Raw genomic sequence first — 19,650 nt, forward strand, 5'->3', positions numbered from 1 at the left:
AAACGTATAAAACTAAGTGAATTTTCCAAAATTAATAGGTCTTAATCCATAACTTTTCCTTCATTCATATTAGCTAATAATATCTAAGAAATTTTATCATCTCATTAATGATTTATATTCAGTAATCCTTTTTTTGTGTGCTGATGCAGACATATTTTTACCCCTTTTTACCATTGTATGTCTTTCAAATCTCTCAAAAATGGTTTCATTTTTTTTGTTAACGATTTCTTTTTCAGATCCTGGATTTTTTTTCACATATTCCTCAAGACGCTTCAAACCTTGTACGTGTTTATAAAAGTCGATTGGAAGATATGTATCTAATAAATCATGAGATAAATAAACATCTCTATCCCACCGATCACCTTTAATATTATCTCTATGCAGTTTTTCTAATTTATCAGATCGAAGATAAAGTTTTTTAGCGAGAGCTAAACTAAAAATTCCACATTCAGACATACTTCGCTGAATGTCCATTTCTACAATAGAACAATAAAAATCAGGCAATTGGAAACCTTCAATGGCTTTTTTTACATTTGATATTAGTACCAAAGAAACCTCATTATTACATCTTGTGCACTCAAATAATATAAAGGAAAGTTTATTGTTGATAGTTTTATGATCAATTACTACAAAATGGGGCATAACATCAGTCAGTACATTCACTATAAACCTCGAAGATTGAATCCCATCACCGATTGTTTTTTGCACAGATGCCGCCAAATCTTTAAATGTCGTAACAAGCCTAAGATTCATCTCTGGGTATTTATTGTTTGCCTGCTTTATTAAAGCAGGCATCATTTTAAAATCGATATCTGAATAAATTTCTTCTATCCACTTTCCATTAAAGATATCATTCTCCAAACGAATAATAAGATCTTCTAATGTCTCATTTCCTTCAGCGATTAAGGAGTCATTAGCCTGAGTAATTGGACTTGATGACTGCAACATAACACAAACCTCCATATCAAATAATTGAGTTTTGCACTCAAACTAAAGACATTTCGTATTAAAGCCTCATATGCTGAAAAGTAACAACGACAAAATGTACAGAAACAAAAACGTCATCGTTGATAGAACTGTTCAATGAGCTAATCTAAAATTCAAAATTTACAAGCTACACCAAAATAAAAGGCATTGCTTTTATAGCTAACGTTCATATTATTATTTACAAATTCCTTTTTACCGAAATCTGAATAATTGTATTCTGCACGTAAAATAAAATTATCAGTTATTGCAAAATCTAAACCACCACCAATGGTATAACCATTCATTATCTTTGAATTGGAAGTTGATAATACAGGGGGCGTCTTTTCTAATGAACTTCTTGTCAATGAATTATTTTTCGATGGCACAAAAAACTTTAAATAAGTACTCTGAAGCTTTGTCACAGAAATACCACCAGCAATATAAGGCATAACACGATCAAAACTAAACCCAATACGCCCGCGTATAGCACTAAGCCATTTTTGTTGTAAGCTTTGTTTTATATCAAAATCTATCTGACTCTTCTTATTATTATCAGCTTTTAAAGAAGCAATAATATCAATAACTTTTGTATCCTTTGCGCCAGACCAATTTATATCGGTATCAAAGCCCAAAACAAAACCATTGTTAATATTAATATTTAAACCTGTATAAAGACCACCTACAACACCTGAGAGCTTAGGTGATGATTGATTTTGAAATATAATGTTATGCTTTACATTATTTGAGTCTATAAAACTCGACGTACTCTGACCTGAAAAAACACCAATTTTCCCACCAAAATAAAAACCTGTCCACGAAAAAGTAGACGACAAAACAACAGGTGAAGCAGTATATGATTGATAAGGAATCACAAAGTCTGTTGCCTGAACTATAGAAATTGAGAACAATGTAAAAACAGACGCTGTTAAATATTTCATACAAAACTCCGAAAATAAAACTATAGACATATAATATTACATTTTTCTTTCAACAAATCTGCAGCATAAATAACACAATTATAGAAAATAATTAAAATATTGCTGAATTTATAGCTTTCTATAGTTCTATAATAAAGCCATCAGGCATTAATCAATATTATTTATTAATAACATATTGATTTCTAAAAATATAATATAACTACAAAATGTTTTTAAATGCTTGAGATAATTAAACAAAGCATTACCTATGCTTTTAATTATTAGAAATTAGGAGGTTTTTAATTCAAAATAGATATATTCGAACTGCAACTAACCTACTTTTAGAAAAAGCGTTATCTGTCAGATCTTAATTAAAGCAGCAAGCAGTAATTTTATAACTAAGTAAGAATTCAAATTGTTACACAATAAATAATACTTTTCAATAATGACATAAGAGTATTTAGATACTAAATACAATCGATCGTTACATTGCCTTGAATAGATAACTTATGCCAATAACCGAATGAAACGCTGAACAGTTTCATGCATTCCATATTCTAATGCATCAGCAATAAGTCCGTGTCCAATAGAAACTTCATTAATCCAAGGAATCCGATTAACAAGGGCAGGAAGATTAGCAATTGTTAGATCATGGCCTGCATTAATATGTAATTGTAATTCTCTTGCTTTTTGTGCTGCCAAAGCTAATTTATCTAACTCCTGTGTTTGTTTTTCTTCATCATCAAACGCACCACCATAAGGTCCAGTATAAAATTCTACATAATCAGCGCCAATAGCTTTAGCAATATCGAGATCGTCTAAAACTGTATTAGCAAATAATGACACACGAATATTTTTTGCTTTTAAGCGCTGAATAACAGGCGCTAAAAATTCTGCACTGCTAGCAAAATCCCAACCGTGATCGGAAGTGGACTGATCTGGAGTGTCAGGAACAAGAGTAATTTGATCAGCATATTTTTCTGCTAAATCTAAAAATGTATCACTTGGATAACCTTCAATATTAAATTCAGCATTAGGAAAAGCATTATTCATTAAAAAACGTATTTTTGGTAAATCAACAAAACGGATATGTCTTTCATCCGGACGTGGATGGACCGTCAAGCCTGCTGCGCCAGCAGAAAGCGCTATATATCCAATGTTTTCAATGCTTGGCCATGGAAGATTACGCCTATTGCGCAAAACAGCAACAGCATTAAGATTAACTGAAAGTTTTATTACCACACACTATCCTACTTCTATAATACTCTGATGTTAAGAAGAAACATATCTAAACATAATATCAAACAATAAAATATCTTGTGCTATCGAACAATTGTTAAGCGCTCTGCTGCCCGTGTAATTCCTGTATAAAGCCATCGTGCGTACATATCACGAAATGCAAAACTTTCATCAAACAAAACCACATTATCCCATTGAGATCCCTGAGCTTTATGGACTGTCAAAGCATATCCATAATCAAAATCATCATATCGTTTTTTTAATTGCCATGAAATCTGATTATCAGGATTCTCAAAGATTGCTTTTAAAAGCTTAACTTTTGCTACCCCACGTTCACTATCTTCCGGCTTAATAATAAGATTTATACCTGGTTTAACAGTTTCTTTCTGTGAAGTCATAACTTTCCATAAAGAACCATTCAATAAACCTTTAGTAGGATCATTTCGTAAGCATACAAGTTTATCTCCAGCCTGTGGATAATCCGTTGTAAATCCCTTTAATTCACGTAAACGTTTATTATAAAGATAACGCGTTCGATTAATACCTACTAAAAGTTGATCAGCTTCCAGTACTAATTGTTGGTTAACCTCTTTACGAGTAACAACACGTGCTAAACCATAATCTCCATAAGAAATATCACGTCCCTCACGCACATCCATAGCTAAACGAATAATCGGATTATCACGTGCTTGTCTATGAATTTCTGATAACAGAAAATCTGGCGTGCTTTCAGAAAAAAAACCTCCTCCCGATATGGGAGGTAACTGACCAGGATCACCAAGAACCAGAATTGGTGTTCGAAAACTCATTAAATCACGCGCTAATTGCTCATCAACCATTGAGCATTCATCAACAATAACAAGTTTAGCTTGTGCAACTGGACTTTGTCGATTCAATGCGAATGTTGGTGTAAGGGATGTTTTACCTGTTACTTCATCAGACACTTCTTCTTCACCGCGAGGGCAATAAATTAATGAATGAATAGTGCGAGCATTACTAGCCCCCTTAGAACGTAAAACTTCGGCTGCCTTACCTGTAAAGGCAGTAAATTGAACAGGACCGTCAACTGTTTCAGCAAAATAACGAGCAAGTGTTGTTTTTCCAGTTCCTGCATAACCAAAAAGCCGAAAAATAGGTGATTTCCCATTTTTCAACCACGCGGCTACAGCCTTTAATGCATTATCCTGTTCTGATGAAAACTGCATAACCTATAAAATGAGATTCGTACAAAAAGTGCAAGCACTCTAAAAATTGACATTACTGTAAGTAAAAAAATTTTATACGTATAATATTTGCTAAGCTAAAATCTATTATTGTTACACCTGTATGCATATTGAAATCATTTCTAAATAAAGCAACTAAAATAAAATATTTTAAATCTTAATTGTCACGATTTTCTTTCTTCATATGATTATCTTCAAAAGAAATTTCATCTAAAATACCCTCTTCTCTTTAAGCTATCTTCAAACTTTTAATATTTTTATGCAGCGATAATTTTCCATTCTTCATTTAATTGGTTACGAAACCAAGTCATTTGCCTTTTTGCATATCTCCTAGTTTTTGTCTTTGCTGTCTCAATAGCATTCTCAAAACTTAAATGTCCATCTAAATAAGCTATAAATTCAGGTAAACCAATCGCTTTCATCACTGGTAATAAAGGAGAAAGCATAAGTTGCTTTATAATAAGAACCTCTTCTAAAACTCCTTGTTCAACCATACGATCCAATCTCTTATTGATGTTTTCATAGAGCTGTTGACGCGGTGGAATAAGAAGAATCTTTTCTGAACAATCCTTTGCAATCAAAGATGTTGTTTCTTGTTTTTGCCACCAACTAAGTGCTTTACCTGTCACATCATAAACTTCCAAAGCGCGTATAATGCGTTGACCATCTTGCGCACAAATACGCTTAGAGAGCTCAGCATCAACTTGTAATAACTGACGATATAGATTCTCAACCCCCTCTTCTTGAAGTCGACGACGCCACTTTTGTTGACAGACATCTGGAATATCCGGAATTTCTGAAATTCCTTCCAAAAGAGCACGAAAATAAAGACCTGTTCCACCAACAAAAATAAGTGACTTCGATGTCATTACATTTAAAAGCTTTTCTACATCACGCAACCATTGTCCTACAGAATAACTAACAGAAGGACTTACATAACCATAAAGGTAATGAGGAGAAATTATAATATCATCTTCTGTTGGTCGTGCTGTCAAAATATTCAAAGTGTTATAAATTTGCATTGAATCAGCGTTAATAATGACAGCATTTTTTTCTTGAGCTATTTTTAACGCAAGTTTTGACTTACCGCTTGCAGTTGGACCCGCTATCAATGTGATTGTCCTTTGTGTCATGAAAAGCAATGCCTTCATCTTTTTCTGCAAATGTTTCTGTTAATGAGCAATAACAGACAAAAATACTACAGCATTAATCCATTTGGATTAATACAACCCGCAATTCTCCATCTGGACGAGCAACAACAAATAAAGCATTTTTACGCCCAGTTTCACGTAATTTACGAAGACGTTTTTTGGCATCTTCAATTGTTGTGATCGTGCTTTGATTAATATCAACAACTACCTCACCAACACGAAGACGTTTTTTATCAGCTACACTATTTTGTGCAACGGATGTTATAATTAATCCATTAAGCTTATCTGAAATTGAGTAACGTTGCCGCAAATCAGCTGTCAATTCTGATAACGTCATTCCCATATGTTGCATTATCATCTTTTTGGGTACATTATCATTTTCTTTATCATCAAACTTTTCTATTATATTTTCATCCAAATCTGTTTCAACCAAACGACCAAGTTTAACTTTTACTGTTTTCTCTTGTCCATTACGCAAAACTGTAACGTTGACTACTTGCCCTTCTGAGCCTTCTGCTATTAAACGCGGTAAATCATGCATATTTTTAATTTTTGTCTTTCCAAAGCAAAGAATAATATCACCAATATGCAGCTGACTATTATCAACTTCCGCATTTTCTATTTTGCCTACAACTAATGCTCCAATAGCCTTATCGAGTTTTAAATTTTTTGCAATATCATCTGTAATCGGTTGAATTCGGATAGCTAACCAGCCACGTTTTACTTCTCCAAAATTACGTAACTGATTTATAACAGAAAGAGCCATATCAGAAGGTATGGCAAAACCAATACCTATCGATCCAGAAGCAATTGCTGTATTAATGCCAATCACCTGACCACTTCTATCAAATAATGGGCCTCCAGAATTACCTCGATTAATCGCTGCATCTGTTTGAATAAAATTATCATAAGGACCAGCATTAAGATCACGATTACGTGCAGAAATAATTCCAACCGTCACACTACTACCAAAACCAAGAGGATTGCCTATAGCCATAACCCAATCACCAATACGTGCGTTTTCTGATCTACCAAAACGTACAGCTGTTAATTTTTTTCCTTTTGGATCGACCTGAAGCAAAGCCAAATCTGTTTTGCTATCTTTCCCAAGCAATTTTGCCTTTAACTTTGTACCATCAACAAAATTAACCTCAATATAATCAGCATCAGCGATAACATGATAATTTGTAACAATGAGCCCTTTTTGTGCATCAATTACAAAACCTGACCCTAGAGAACGCACTTTTTGAAATTGGCTATCTTTCTTATCATCTCCAGGTGTAAAAAAATCATCAAAATATTCTTGTAATAATGAATCTTTTGGAACGATTGGCAAAGAAGTATCTTCATCCTGCTCAGTTCCATCAACTGTTTGCACTGTAGAAATATTCACTACAGTATCTAAAAGCGTTGTAACTAAATCAGGCACTGATAATGGTGCATCTTGTTGCAAAACAACATTAGACCAACTTATTGATCCCGATAAACACAAAACTACAGAAATAGTAGTAGCTACCGTAGAAAAACACTTAAGAAACATATTTTTACCTATAATACACATTTATATGAAATTAACATGCATTCTACAATATCATACCACTTTCATCATCAAAGAAAGAATCCACGGATCAAGTTTTTCATAAAATGATAAATCTTATGATAACGTTACTATTTATCAATCACCATCTTATTATCCAAGACCTCTACAGGTGCAAATATTTTATTTGCTTGTGGTGGATTACGGAAATAAAAAAAGAAGTCCTCTTGTGGCGAAATTACCATCGAAGTGTTCTCTAAATTCCTGTACTGTTCCATTGCTAACCAAAAATCGTAAAATGATGGATTAACTCTTCGTGCATTCAATAAAAGACGAATACTCTCAGCCTGCCCTTCACCACGGGTAATTTCAGCATCACGTTTCGCTGCTGCTACGATTTCTTCATATTTACGATTAGCTTCTGCAATAATTCGATCCCGTTCTTGCTGACCACGAGCACGAATATCTTCTGCCGCAGCTTCACGTTCAGCTGCCATTTGTCGATACACATCCTCTGAAACAGCATCAGTTAAATCAGTTTTACGAATCCGCACATCAACAATAGTAATCCCTAAAGATCCTGCATCTACAGAAAATTGGCGCTGTACTTCAGCCATCATCGCTCCACGTTCATCCGATAAAGCCGCTTTAAATTCTCGCTTACCATAAACAGCACGCAAAGCATCAATAAAACGCGGTGCAAGATTTTCACGCGCAGCAATCTGTGGACGACCAGATGCAATACGTTGTAAAAATAGTTTCGGATTCGTAATCCGGTAAATAAAAAACGCATCCACTTCATAATATGCACCACCACGAACCTGAACAGATTGTGTAGGTAAATCATAACGCAACAATCGATTATCAATAATAACAGTATGATCAAAAAAAGGAACCTTAAAATAAATACCAGGTTTAGGTTCTACATTAACAATTTGTCCAAAGCGCTTAATAGCTATCTGTTGACGAGGATAAACAATAAAAACAGACATCCATAAGGCTATAAAAACAAATATGACAGTTCCTAAAATAAAAAAGAAACGAGATTGCTGCATAATTAGTATCCCTCAGAAGCGTTAGAATCCGATAGTCTTACAGAACGCTTTGACTTTGTTATTGTTTTATTTGATGAACTGCCGAGCAATTCGTTTAAAGGTAAATAAGATACCGTCGGAGAAGCTGTTTGATCCAAAACTATCTTTCTTGGAGAAGAAAAAATACGTCCCATCGTCTCCATATAAAGACGATAGCGAGCAGCCTCTGGTGCAATCGCAGCTTCACGCGCTATAGCTTGAAAACGTTCAGAACGTCCTATTGCTTCTTCAATCATCTGCGCTTTTTCACCTTTTGCAACTTCCCGTGTGCGTGCAGCTTCACCATTAGCTAAACCCATCTTAGTAAAATGTACACGATTACCCTCTTCAATCATTCGTCCTCGTTCCTGCTCTGCCTGTTGAACAGAATTAAAAGCAGCAGCAACTTTAGTAGGAGGCGCAGCTTCACTAATTGACACACGATTTATTTCAACACCAAGTTGATATTTATCTGCAGTCAATTGGATAATTTTTTTGACATCATCAGCAACTTCTTCTTTTTTATCACGCAAAACATCATCAATTGGCCGCGAACCAATCACCTCACGCATTGCACTTTCAGCAACTTGACGAACTGTACCTTCTTGGTCATTCACATTAAACAAAAACTGACTGGGATTTGAAATGCGATAATAAACAGAAAAATTAACATTAACAATATTTTGATCACTTGAAAGCATCAAACCTTCACTTTGTTGCAATTGACCAGACTGACCACCAATAGCAATAGTTTTTTCTGTTAAAGGAACTTTCATATAAGTTTCAATTGGCCAAAAATGAAAATGTAGACCATCACTGATAATGCCTTCTTTAGGAACGCCAAAACGCAATTCCACAGCTTGTTCATTTTGTTGAACGATATACATAGATTGAAAACACCAAAAAAATAAAACAAGCAGAAATAATATAATAAAAACACCACCGCCACCAAACTGTTTGATCTGATCCTGCCCCTTACGAAAAATATCATCAATATTAGGGCCATTACTACCACCAGAACCAAAAGGTTTCTTAGGCGATAATTTTTTATCTCCATCGGATTTATTTCTATCGCCACTCCATGGGCCACTACCATTTTGATTTGTCCAGGGCATTATCACCTCATTTAGATTAATGTTATTAATCAAATCTTAATAATTTACAAAACTTGATCTCTGATTTCAGTTTAAAGCGCTTATTATTTTCTTACAATGTAAATAATAAATGCTTTCAATATCTCAAACGATCATTTCCGTTCATAAATCACAAAACGTGTTGGATAATCATCTTTCTCACCTTCTGGAATATATTGTGTTTTAATCATAGTCCACTTCTCTTTATCAAAAACAGGAAAAAAACTATCGCCCTCAATAAAAGCTAGGATCTCAGTAAGAAATATTTTATCAGCTATTTGTAATCCTTGTTGAAAAATTTCACCACCCCCAATAATAAAAAATGCATCTGCACCACTTTGAAAAGCAACCTGTTCTGCAATATGACAAGCCTGAGATAAAGAATGAGCAATAACAGCACCTTTAGGCATTAACATACGATTGCGAGTAATAACAATATTCGTACGACCCGGTAAAGGGCGTCCAAGAGAATCCCAAGTTTTTCTTCCCATAACAATAGGCTTATTTAAAGTTAAAGTTTTAAAACGTTGCAAATCTGTTGATAAATGCCAAGGCATCGCACCCGCACAACCTATAACATTATTTTGTGAAACAGCTGCAATCAAACAAATTGAAAGAGTCATACTGCCACCGGTGCTTTGATATGTGGAAAAGCTTCATAATTAAGCAACTCAAAGTCCTTAAACTTAAAAGAGAAAAGATTTTTTACTTCTGGATTAATAAGCATCGTTGGTAACGCTTTCGGTGTACGAGATAATTGCTGTTTTGCCTGTTCAAAATGATTTAAATAAAGATGAGCATCACCAATAGTATGAATGAAATCTCCTACTTGTAAATGGTTTATTTGAGCAATCATCATTGTCAACAATGCATAAGAGGCAATATTAAATGGAACACCCAAAAAAATATCTGCTGAACGCTGATACAGTTGACAAGATAATCTACCAGCAGCAACATAAAATTGAAACAAACAATGACAGGGAGGTAAAGCCATTTCCTCTATCGCTGCAGGATTCCATGCAGATACAACTAAACGACGTGAATAAGGATCCTTTTTAATCATAGCTAAAAGATTTTTTATTTGATCAATATGACGCCCATCCGATGTAGGCCAAGAGCGCCACTGATAACCGTAAATAGGACCAAGATCCCCCTTTTTGTCAGCCCATTCATCCCAAATAGATACGCCGTGCTCTTTTAACCATGTAATATTTGTATCACCTTTAAGAAACCATAAAAGCTCGTAGATAATTGAACGCAAATGCAGTTTTTTTGTTGTCAACAGTGGAAACCCATCCTGTAAATTAAATCGCATTTGATATCCAAAAACCGACCTTGTCCCAACACCAGTTCGATCGAAACGATCAATACCATTGTTTAAAACATGAAATAAGAGATCAAGATATGCTTTCATATTAATGTTTATGCCCGATTCTGCATACTGTTAAAACAGAAACTTTAAAACTCACAAAAATACAATGTAATGCGCCTTAAAATGATCTGTTTACAAGAAATTACCATTATACGATTGAATTTTAATGATTCAAATTGTAAAAAGCAAATTGTAAGTAACTTAATTAAAGAGGGACGGTCTCCATGGAGAATGAAGAAACTTTAGCACTATATGATGCGAAAAAACGTATTCGGTCTATCATATCTAGTGCCTCAGGTAATTTAGTAGAGTGGTATGACTTTTATGTTTATTCATTTACTTCAATTTATTTTGCATCGCAATTTTTCCCTTCAGACGGCAACGTTATACTCCAGCTTTTTAAAGCTGCTATAGTTTTTTCTATTGGTTTTCTTATGCGCCCAATCGGTGGATGGCTCTTTGGATTCATTGCTGATCGTTATGGACGTAAACGATCAATGCTTATTTCTGTTTTTATGATGTGTAGCGGTTCATTCCTAATTGCCATACTTCCTACCTATGAAACTATTGGAGCCTCAGCAGCAGTTCTTTTACTTTTACTCCGAATGCTTCAAGGACTTTCTGTTGGCGGTGAGTACGGAACAACAGCAACTTATATGAGCGAAATTGCTCTTAAAAACCGACGAGGATTTTTTAGCTCTTTTCAGTATACTACACTGATTGGTGGTCAACTTCTTGCCAGCCTTGTTATATTTATTTTAGCCCTTTATCTTACAGAGGAACAACTAAAAGCATGGGGTTGGCGTATTCCTTTTGCTATTGGTGGATTAGGAGCCATTGTTGCAATCTATCTCCGTCGTTCACTTCATGAAACAACAACTAAAGAGAATCGTTCTAAAGAAAAAGCTGGTAGTATTAGAGAACTTTGGCGTAACCATCGGAAAGCCTTTTTTCTAGTGATTGGTTTCACAGCAGGAGGATCACTAACATTTTATACCTATACAACTTATATGCAAAAATATCTCATTACAACTACTGGCTTTGATAAGCATACAGCTACAACTATAATGACTATTGCACTTTTTGTTTTTATGTTACTTCAACCAGCATTTGGTGCTTTAGCTGATAAAATTGGAACAAAAACTTCACTTATTATTTGGAGTGTCTTATCTGTCATCTTCACAATTCCTGGACTTTATATGATTGGCAATACTAACAATTCATGGGTTGCATTATCAATCCTTATTGGAATGTTATGCATTATCAGTTTTTATACATCCATTTCTGGTATCGTTAAAGCAGAAATGTTCCCATCTTCAATACGAGCAATGGGTGTTGGTTTATCTTATGCTATTGCCAATGCCTTATTTGGTGGATCAGCCGAATCTGTAGCGCTTTTATTAAAAGATATTGGATATGAATTTATCTTTTATCTTTATGTAACTGGCATGATGACTGTTGCATTCATAGCAGTTCTTTTAATGCCTGACGCTCGAAAAAGTGGATATCTCCAAGGTGATGATATTCACTAAATATTCTTATAGTAAATAAAAAAGTCTAAAGAAATTTAGACTTTTTTGAAAATTATGATACAAAATTTAGTTTCAAATATTTAAATTTTATCAAGCGCATTAACTTGCTTGGCAAGCAAATAATAAAAAGTAACACGATTTTTTTTGCGGTTTCCTGACATCATTTCAGCAACTTTTGCGACAGCTTTTTGTGCATTTTCCTTATCAACATCCAATACATCTTGCGCCCATTTTACAACACGCTCTAACTCTTTTTGATCTGATGTAGAAACTAACGATGCATCTTGATGTCTCATTACCAAAGTTAAACGACGTCTAAGTCGTTCTATTACAGCTTCATCAGGATTTACATCATATAATTTAATATTTTCTAGATCATTCACCATTTTGCAGTCCCTCTCATAATCAGTAACTATACACAACCACATTATATTTTTATCTCAATAATTAGAGGATTTAAAATATTAACAATCCCCCTTTTCTAAAAACTGTTATTCGTTTATATTTAAAAAGCTGTCTTTTCAGCTATGGTAATAAATGGACAATGAAATAAACCAATTGGACCCGGGGGCGGTACCCGGCGCCTCCACCAAAATATAATAAAATAAAGATTATATTTTTATGGGGGCGAAACAGGATCGACAAGGGTGTAAAGATTGCTCTTTTACTCGGCATTGTACCACCGTTATCGGACTAAATGAGTAGTTGCAAATGACAACTATGCGGAAGCACGTCTCATCGCTGCTTAAGCGATGCGAAAGCTTCAAACTAAGTCTTAAACCGTCGCAGGTCTAAGCGGGGTTCGAAGGCACCTGGCAACAGAAGCCTTCACTTTTAGACCTATTTATTTTTGAGCTGTCAGAAAGTATTTAAAATAAATTCGTGTTTTTCTTGATTAATTAGGTGCATAGTAAGTAAAATGTTGCTAGCTTAAAAAAACATGTTATTGCACTGTATTATTCATATTTAATCACTGCATAAATTTAGGAGGAATAAACTTCGATGGTTCAAGATCAGATCCGTTACGACATTCTCGTTCAGGATGCACTTCGCGGAGTCATCCGAAAAGTTTTATTGGAAGTAGCCAAAGCAGGACTTCCAGGTAATCATCATTTTTTTATCACTTTCTTAACAAACGCACCAGGAATCAAAATTTCTCCTAGACTTCAAAAACGCTATCCTGATCAAATGACCATCGTACTGCAGCACCAATTTAGAGATCTCAGTGTATCAGAAACTGCTTTTGAAGTAACACTTTCCTTTGGAGAAATTACTGAAAAACTGGTCATTCCTTTTAATTCTATCCAAGTCTTCTATGATCCTATAGCAGCTTTTGAAACAGCATTTGATCTTCCCCCTAGCCTTATTTCAGGAGAGAACCAAAATCCAGAAACTGCTTCGTGTTCTCCTTTTACTCCTTCAGATAAACAAAAAAAGGAAAATATATCTACAAAAATATCAAATCTTAAAACGGAAAAAGAGCCATCAAATAATGATTCTAAGCAAAGTGCTGATATTGTTTCTTTGGACTCCTTCCGAAAAAAATAAATGAATGACTCTATGGCTACAATAATTAATCTTCGTCAATTTCGAAAACAGAAAAAACGTACAAAACTAGCTATTCATGCAGAAGAAAATCGCTACCGTTTTGGACGAACAAAGCTTGAAAAACTTTTTGATAAAAAAGAAAGGCTAAAAGCCCAAAAATTTCTTGATCAAAATCATCTCTCTAGCGATTAATGAAAACAGAGAAGAATGATACTATTCATTAATCAAAAGCTTTTTTCTCCAAGAAATCTTTTTTGATTTCCTCGCAAAATATGATTTTTCTATAATTTCAATGTAAACTTATACTAAGATAAAGCCTTATTTTTCTTTATGTTGTGACTTTTTATGTATCCATTATAATTGAAAATAAGCTTGTAACTTCATTTCGTATATATATCTTTGGTAGCTTCTTATCATAGCACTATGTCTTTATCTCCTCCTGTGATCTCTATATTTTTATTTAAATAAATGTGTCGTGTTTTTTTAAGAAAATAATTTTTATCTGGCGTTCAAATCAAAAAAATACTAGATAAAGTTATAATGAATGACTTTTCCGATCATATAACGTCTCTTAAAAATGACGTATCTCCTCATAAGCCTGAAAATAATTCTAGGTTAATGACGCATATATCAGAAAGAAAAAACACGCAATATAAGCCTAACTATTTAGAAAAGCTGAATCCAGAACAAAAACAAGCTGTCATCAATACAGAAGGACCCGTTTTAGTTCTTGCGGGTGCAGGTACTGGAAAAACCCGTGTTCTTACTACTCGCATTTCTCATATTTTGCATCTCGGACTTGCACACCCTAAACAAATATTAGCTGTTACTTTTACCAATAAAGCTGCACATGAAATGAAAACACGTATCGGTGAGCTTGTTGGTGAAACTGTCGAAAATATGCCTTGGCTTGGAACATTTCATTCGACTGGAGCAAAGATTCTACGTCGTCATGCAGAACTTGTTGGCTTAAAAAGCAATTTTACCATTCTTGATCGTGACGATGTTATTCGTCTTTTAAAACAACTCATTCAAGCTGAAGGATTGGATGATAAACGTTGGCCAGCACGTAACCTAGCAATGATGATTGATTCTTGGAAAAACCAAGGACTTTTGCCTAATTCTATTTCAGAGGGTGATGCTTATTCTTTTGGAAATGGAATAGGACGAAAACTTTATCGTAATTATCAGGATCGACTTAAAAATCTTAATGCCTGTGATTTTGGCGATCTTTTGCTGCACTCTATTTCCATCTTTCAAAATAACCCAGACATTCTTCGCGAATATCATAATAAATTTCGCTATATTCTTGTAGATGAATATCAAGATACAAATATAGCACAATATCTCTGGCTCCGTCTTTTGGCTCAACACCATGAAAAACAGATTAATCTTTGTTGTGTAGGAGATGATGATCAATCTATCTACGGGTGGCGTGGAGCAAAAGTTGATAATATATTGCGCTTTGAACAAGATTTCTCTCCTGCAAAAATTATCCGTTTAGAACGCAATTATCGCTCTACATCACATATTTTAAAAACTGCTTCTCATCTTATTTCTCATAATCAAAATAGACTTGGAAAAACGCTTTTTTCTGATCAAATAAATAGCGACGATGAAAAAGTAAAAATTCATGCCGCATGGGATTCAGCAGAAGAAGCTCGTGCTATTGGAGAAGAAATTGAACAAGCACAACGGGCGGGTCATTCCTTAAATCATATAGCTATATTGGTGCGAGCATCATTCCAAATGCGTGAATTTGAAGATCGCTTTGTCACACTTGGTCTCAATTATCGCGTTATTGGTGGTCCGCGCTTTTATGAACGAATGGAAATACGTGATGCCTTGGCTTACTTACGTGTTGTTGTTCAACCAGCTGATGATCTAGCTTTTGAGCGTATTATCAATATACCCAAACGCGGCCTAGGAAATGCAACACTTCGTCATCTTTATAATAGTGCACGTGCGCGCTCTATTCCCCTCTTTGTCGCCGCAGCTGAAATAATTACAACAGATGAGCTAAAGCCTAAAATACGCAATGCTTTACGAGATGTTGTAGAAAACTTCTACCGCTGGCAAAGCATGTTACAACACACACCACATACAGAGCTTGCCGAAACAATTCTTGATGATTCAGGCTATACCGCAATGTGGCAAGAAGATCGTTCACCAGAAGCACCAACACGACTAGAAAATCTTAAAGAAATGATCCGTTCTATGGAACAATTTGAAAATCTTCGTAGTTTTTTAGAGCATGTTTCACTAGTAATGGATTCTGAAAGCAATGAAAACATGAATGCAGTTAATATCATGACTCTTCATTCTGCTAAAGGTCTTGAATTTGAAACTGTCTTTCTTCCTGGTTGGGAAGAAGGTCTTTTTCCGCACCAACGCTCATTAGATGAAGGTGGTCATTCAGGATTAGAAGAAGAACGTCGCCTTGCTTATGTAGGAATAACAAGAGCAAAAAAACACTTACATATATGGTGTGTATCCAATCGAAGAATTCATGGACTTTGGCAATCTACAATCCCTTCTCGTTTCCTCAATGAATTACCAGAAGAGCATATAAAAATAACAGAAATTGAAACATCTTATGGTAATTATAACCAAACACACTTTAAAAAGCAAAATCCTTTTCGTAATAATTATTCAACACCAGGCTGGCAGCGTGCTCAAAAAAATCAAACAAAAACAACGCATAATAATTGGAGAAAACAATCGGCTGCTCATGTTGAAAAAATTTGTTATGGTGATATCGATTTAAACTTTGGAATTAAACAACTCCGCCAACAAAAAAACATTGAAGGAACTATCATTGCAAAATCAGTCTCTAATAAATCCTCAGCTTTCTCTATAAATGATCGGATTTTTCATATAAAATTTGGTTATGGTCAAATTAAAGCAATAGATGGCAGCAAATTAACTATCTTCTTCGATAAAACCGGAGAAAAACGTGTTCTTGATAATTTTGTAATAAAAGCTTAGTGCGATGTAATATAAGTTATCTTTCCAAATAGAAGCTCAACTTTCAATCACTTAATTGTATTTTAGTTATAAATCGTTGATTTATAAAGATAATCCGTTACTTTGATTAGAACAGAACAATACCATGCATCCTCTGCTCATTGTTTAAACAGATAATCTCTGTTCTATGCTAAGAAAAAATTTTCGACTTAATTTTTTACTGATTTTTAGCATAAAAACCATAAAATTTCATGCTATCTTACAAAAGTGTGACTTCTATTTGTACAATGAACAACACCTTAAATTACAACTCTATTGTAAACTATAACATTTTTAACAGTTTTAATATTACTACAAGCTTAGAGAACGCCATCTAGATTTAGGTTTACAAATTTTAATATTGTTGCGAATTTTCTTTTTGTTAATTTGATCATTGTTACAAATTTCTATGTCACCAAAAATCTCAACATCACCACACATTTCAACATTCCCGCGAACTTGTATTTTATAACCAACTTTGGCATTATCATAAATTTTTGCATTTTCGTAAATCACAGAATTGTCCATAATCTGAGCTTTACCATAAACATATGCATTACCACTAACTATCGAACGACCAGAAATCTTAGCGTCTTCAAAAATTTTAGCAGCACCATAAACCTTCGCAGCTTCAAAAACTTTAGCATTACCAAAAATCTGAGCACAATGATAAATCTTAGCATTACCAAAAATCATAGCGTTACCAAAAATCTCAATATTACCCATAATCAAAGTATCATCATAAACCTCAGCATTTCCATAAACTTGCGTATCCTCACAAATCCTCGCGTTTCCGTACACTTTAGCACTATCATAAACCTTAGCGTTATTTTTAACTATAGCTTCATCATAAACTGCAGCATTACCAAAAATCACGGCATTATCACAAACATGAGCATCACCATAAATCTCAGCATTACCAGAAACTTGAACATTATCACTAATGAAGGCCTTACCATGAATCCTAGCGTTTTCGAAAATCTTAGCATAATATAAAATCCGAGCTTTTTCATAAACTTTGGCATTATGCGAAATCTTAGAACCAAAAATCTCAGCATCCCCATAAACCATTGCACTATCACAAATCTCAGCTTGACTCATAACCATAGCATTATCAAAAATCCTAGCATTACCAAAAACTTTACAATCTTCAACTAAAGCATTATCATAAACCTTAGCATTATCATAAACCTCAGCGTCACCACAAGTTACGGCATTACCATAAACCTGGGCATTACCATAAACCTGGGCATTACCATAAACCTGGGCATTACCATAAACCTCAGCAGCATCATAAACCTCAGATGCACCAGAAATGCTAGCCTCACCAGAAACCTTGGCCTTACCAGAAACCTTGGCATAACTATAAACTATAGCATTACCAAAAATTATGGTATCACCAGAAACGGTAGCATAATCACAAACTATGGAATTATTATAAATCTTGGCATTACCAGAAACGTGAGCTTTGTGGTAAACTTGAGCAAAGTCACCAACCCAACAATTGCCTTCATGAGATAGATTGCATTCATCTTCAATAAATCCCCCTAGATCACCTGCCTTTATATCTCCAAAATCCCTAAGGGCTCTAATGCGATAAAGTTGAATAAAACCGTATGATACCTCCTCGTCTGTAAGTTCATACTTCTCGTCTATAAGTTCATACTTCTTGAGTTTATCATAGGATTTAATCTGATTTTCTTCAGATACTTGAGCGTTAGCAGTAGCAACCCGAAGTTTCCCTTCATCTGACAAACTCTCAGTCTTTCCAATCAAATCATCAAAATCATTTGAACTGATATGTTTAGAACGTTTAACAGCTTTAGTATGATTCAACTTTTTATTGTCAACTATTGTGCTTCCATCTACAGATTCATATTTTTTAGACATCAAGAAACTCTCTTAATTTAATCTCTAAACTAAAAATTTTACTCTTATACATCCCGCTTTTCTACAATTTTTTGCCAAAAGTGTCAAAATGTTCTTTACGCAGCACAAATTATTTATATTTCTTGTTAGTGTTTTCACCTATAACGCGTTTTAAAATAAGCCTTTAGGTGAGAATTTTCGCTCACTGCTTCTAATGGCAAAGTAGTCACTGAAGTCTACATCCGAAACAAAACTGCAGTAATTTTCTTTGGCTACTTTAACGTACGAAAAGTTACGTACTGTTATTGAAGATACAGGAGGGTCTTTCGTTAGACTAAGGGATCCTGTTATCTTACCACGTGCCATTAAAAATACTACAGAGCTCAATGGTTCACGCAGAGCACATTTATGTGATGGTATAGCTCTTACTCGTTTTTTGTCCTGGCTCGATAGACAAATACCAGGTACAATTGATGAAATTTCAGCTGCTAAAAAATTAGAAAAATTTCGTATTATAACAACACAAGAAATGGGAATGAAACTCGAAGATCTTTCCTTTGATACGATTTCAGCAGCAGGTAAAAATGGTGCAATTATTCATTATCGTGTAACCACTCAGACAAATAAACGACTGAATGCAGGTGAACTTTATCTTGTTGATTCAGGTGGACAATATCGAGAGGGCACAACAGATGTGACTCGTACAGTAGCGATTGGAAACATTGGAGAAGAAGAAAAGCGCTGTTTTACCCTTGTTCTCAAAGGCATGATTGCTCTTTCAAGTGCAAGATTTCCGAAAGGGACACGCGGACAAGATATTGATGTTTTAGCACGTAATGCTTTATGGAAAGCTGGTTTTGATTATGCACATGGCACTGGCCATGGAGTTGGTTCTTACCTCTCTGTTCATGAAGGACCACAAAATCTCTCACGCTATGGAAGCCAAGAACTTATTCCCGGTATGATTATCTCTAACGAACCTGGATATTACCGTGAAAAAGCTTTTGGTATTCGTATTGAAAATTTGATGATTGTCAAACCAGCACAAAAAATTACTAATGGCGATATAGATATGCTATCATTT

Annotated in this window: 16 protein-coding genes, 1 other RNA gene and 1 pseudogene; 6 read left to right on the forward strand and 12 right to left on the reverse strand. The window is 34.6% G+C overall.

Annotated features, from left to right (window positions below):
- Positions 1 to 96: 96 nt before the first annotated feature.
- The 10 genes from O99_RS02415 to O99_RS02460 form a co-directional block, all read right to left on the reverse strand.
- Positions 97 to 948: a YopJ/AvrA family T3SS effector serine/threonine acetyltransferase gene (locus tag O99_RS02415; RefSeq protein WP_035006140.1), complete on the reverse strand. Its 852-nt coding sequence runs from the start codon at positions 946 to 948 to the stop codon at positions 97 to 99.
- 152 nt (positions 949 to 1,100) lie between these two features.
- Complete coding sequence (locus O99_RS02420; protein ID WP_035006142.1) at positions 1,101 to 1,904, reverse strand: outer membrane protein; 804 nt, start codon at positions 1,902 to 1,904, stop codon at positions 1,101 to 1,103.
- Between the two features lie 486 nt (positions 1,905 to 2,390).
- On the reverse strand, positions 2,391 to 3,125 hold the full coding sequence (locus O99_RS02425) for a pyridoxine 5'-phosphate synthase (RefSeq protein WP_035006144.1): 735 nt from the start codon (positions 3,123 to 3,125) through the stop codon (positions 2,391 to 2,393).
- Between the two features lie 80 nt (positions 3,126 to 3,205).
- The gene (locus O99_RS02430) at positions 3,206 to 4,327 is read right to left on the reverse strand and encodes an ATP-dependent DNA helicase (protein ID WP_035006145.1); all 1,122 of its coding nucleotides are present in this window, start codon (positions 4,325 to 4,327) and stop codon (positions 3,206 to 3,208) included.
- Between the two features lie 275 nt (positions 4,328 to 4,602).
- Positions 4,603 to 5,478, reverse strand: a complete 876-nt coding sequence (miaA, locus tag O99_RS02435; RefSeq protein ID WP_035006147.1) for a tRNA (adenosine(37)-N6)-dimethylallyltransferase MiaA — start codon at positions 5,476 to 5,478, stop codon at positions 4,603 to 4,605.
- 73 nt (positions 5,479 to 5,551) lie between these two features.
- Entirely contained in the window at positions 5,552 to 7,036 is a 1,485-nt protein-coding gene (locus O99_RS02440; RefSeq protein WP_035006148.1) for a Do family serine endopeptidase, read from the reverse strand.
- A gap of 128 nt (positions 7,037 to 7,164) precedes the next feature.
- The gene (gene hflC / locus O99_RS02445) at positions 7,165 to 8,088 is read right to left on the reverse strand and encodes a protease modulator HflC (protein WP_035006150.1); all 924 of its coding nucleotides are present in this window, start codon (positions 8,086 to 8,088) and stop codon (positions 7,165 to 7,167) included.
- Between the two features lie 2 nt (positions 8,089 to 8,090).
- Positions 8,091 to 9,221, reverse strand: a complete 1,131-nt coding sequence (gene hflK / locus O99_RS02450; protein ID WP_035006152.1) for an FtsH protease activity modulator HflK — start codon at positions 9,219 to 9,221, stop codon at positions 8,091 to 8,093.
- Between the two features lie 131 nt (positions 9,222 to 9,352).
- On the reverse strand, positions 9,353 to 9,862 hold the full coding sequence (locus tag O99_RS02455) for a dihydrofolate reductase (protein ID WP_035006153.1): 510 nt from the start codon (positions 9,860 to 9,862) through the stop codon (positions 9,353 to 9,355).
- Positions 9,859 to 10,653 (reverse strand): thymidylate synthase, encoded by a 795-nt coding sequence (locus O99_RS02460; protein ID WP_035006155.1) that lies wholly within the window; start codon positions 10,651 to 10,653, stop codon positions 9,859 to 9,861. Before O99_RS02460 ends, O99_RS02455 begins: the two co-directional genes overlap by 4 nt.
- Before the next feature lie 182 nt (positions 10,654 to 10,835).
- Here O99_RS02460 and O99_RS02465 point away from each other — a divergent pair, with 182 nt between their 5' ends.
- Complete coding sequence (locus O99_RS02465; protein WP_035006156.1) at positions 10,836 to 12,143, forward strand: MFS family transporter; 1,308 nt, start codon at positions 10,836 to 10,838, stop codon at positions 12,141 to 12,143.
- 80 nt (positions 12,144 to 12,223) lie between these two features.
- Here the strand turns inward: O99_RS02465 and O99_RS02470 are convergent, their stop codons facing one another.
- Positions 12,224 to 12,529, reverse strand: a complete 306-nt coding sequence (locus O99_RS02470; protein ID WP_035006158.1) for a DUF2853 family protein — start codon at positions 12,527 to 12,529, stop codon at positions 12,224 to 12,226.
- Between the two features lie 87 nt (positions 12,530 to 12,616).
- On the opposite strand from O99_RS02470, the gene ssrA reads away from it, so the two are divergent.
- The 4 genes from ssrA to O99_RS02485 all read left to right on the forward strand — a co-directional run bounded on the left by ssrA (position 12,617) and on the right by O99_RS02485 (position 16,679).
- Positions 12,617 to 12,976, forward strand: a transfer-messenger RNA (tmRNA) gene (gene ssrA / locus O99_RS06735).
- Between the two features lie 169 nt (positions 12,977 to 13,145).
- Positions 13,146 to 13,691, forward strand: coding sequence for an SspB family protein (locus tag O99_RS02475; RefSeq protein ID WP_035006160.1), 546 nt, complete (start codon positions 13,146 to 13,148; stop codon positions 13,689 to 13,691).
- 12 nt (positions 13,692 to 13,703) lie between these two features.
- The gene (locus tag O99_RS02480) at positions 13,704 to 13,883 is read left to right on the forward strand and encodes a DUF4169 family protein (protein ID WP_035006162.1); all 180 of its coding nucleotides are present in this window, start codon (positions 13,704 to 13,706) and stop codon (positions 13,881 to 13,883) included.
- Positions 13,884 to 14,231: 348 nt separating this feature from the next.
- Positions 14,232 to 16,679, forward strand: coding sequence for an ATP-dependent helicase (locus O99_RS02485; RefSeq protein ID WP_035006163.1), 2,448 nt, complete (start codon positions 14,232 to 14,234; stop codon positions 16,677 to 16,679).
- Positions 16,680 to 17,009: 330 nt separating this feature from the next.
- Here O99_RS02485 and O99_RS06950 read toward each other — a convergent pair whose 3' ends face one another.
- A complete protein-coding gene (locus O99_RS06950) occupies positions 17,010 to 18,587 on the reverse strand; it encodes a hypothetical protein (protein ID WP_051668839.1) in 1,578 nt (525 codons plus the stop codon).
- Between the two features lie 256 nt (positions 18,588 to 18,843).
- On the opposite strand from O99_RS06950, the pseudogene O99_RS02495 reads away from it, so the two are divergent.
- Positions 18,844 to 19,650 (forward strand): annotated as a pseudogene (locus O99_RS02495) (M24B family metallopeptidase); the annotation flags it as partial.

The sequence above is a fragment of the Bartonella rochalimae ATCC BAA-1498 genome (assembly GCF_000706645.1).
Lineage (GTDB): Bacteria > Pseudomonadota > Alphaproteobacteria > Rhizobiales > Rhizobiaceae > Bartonella > Bartonella rochalimae.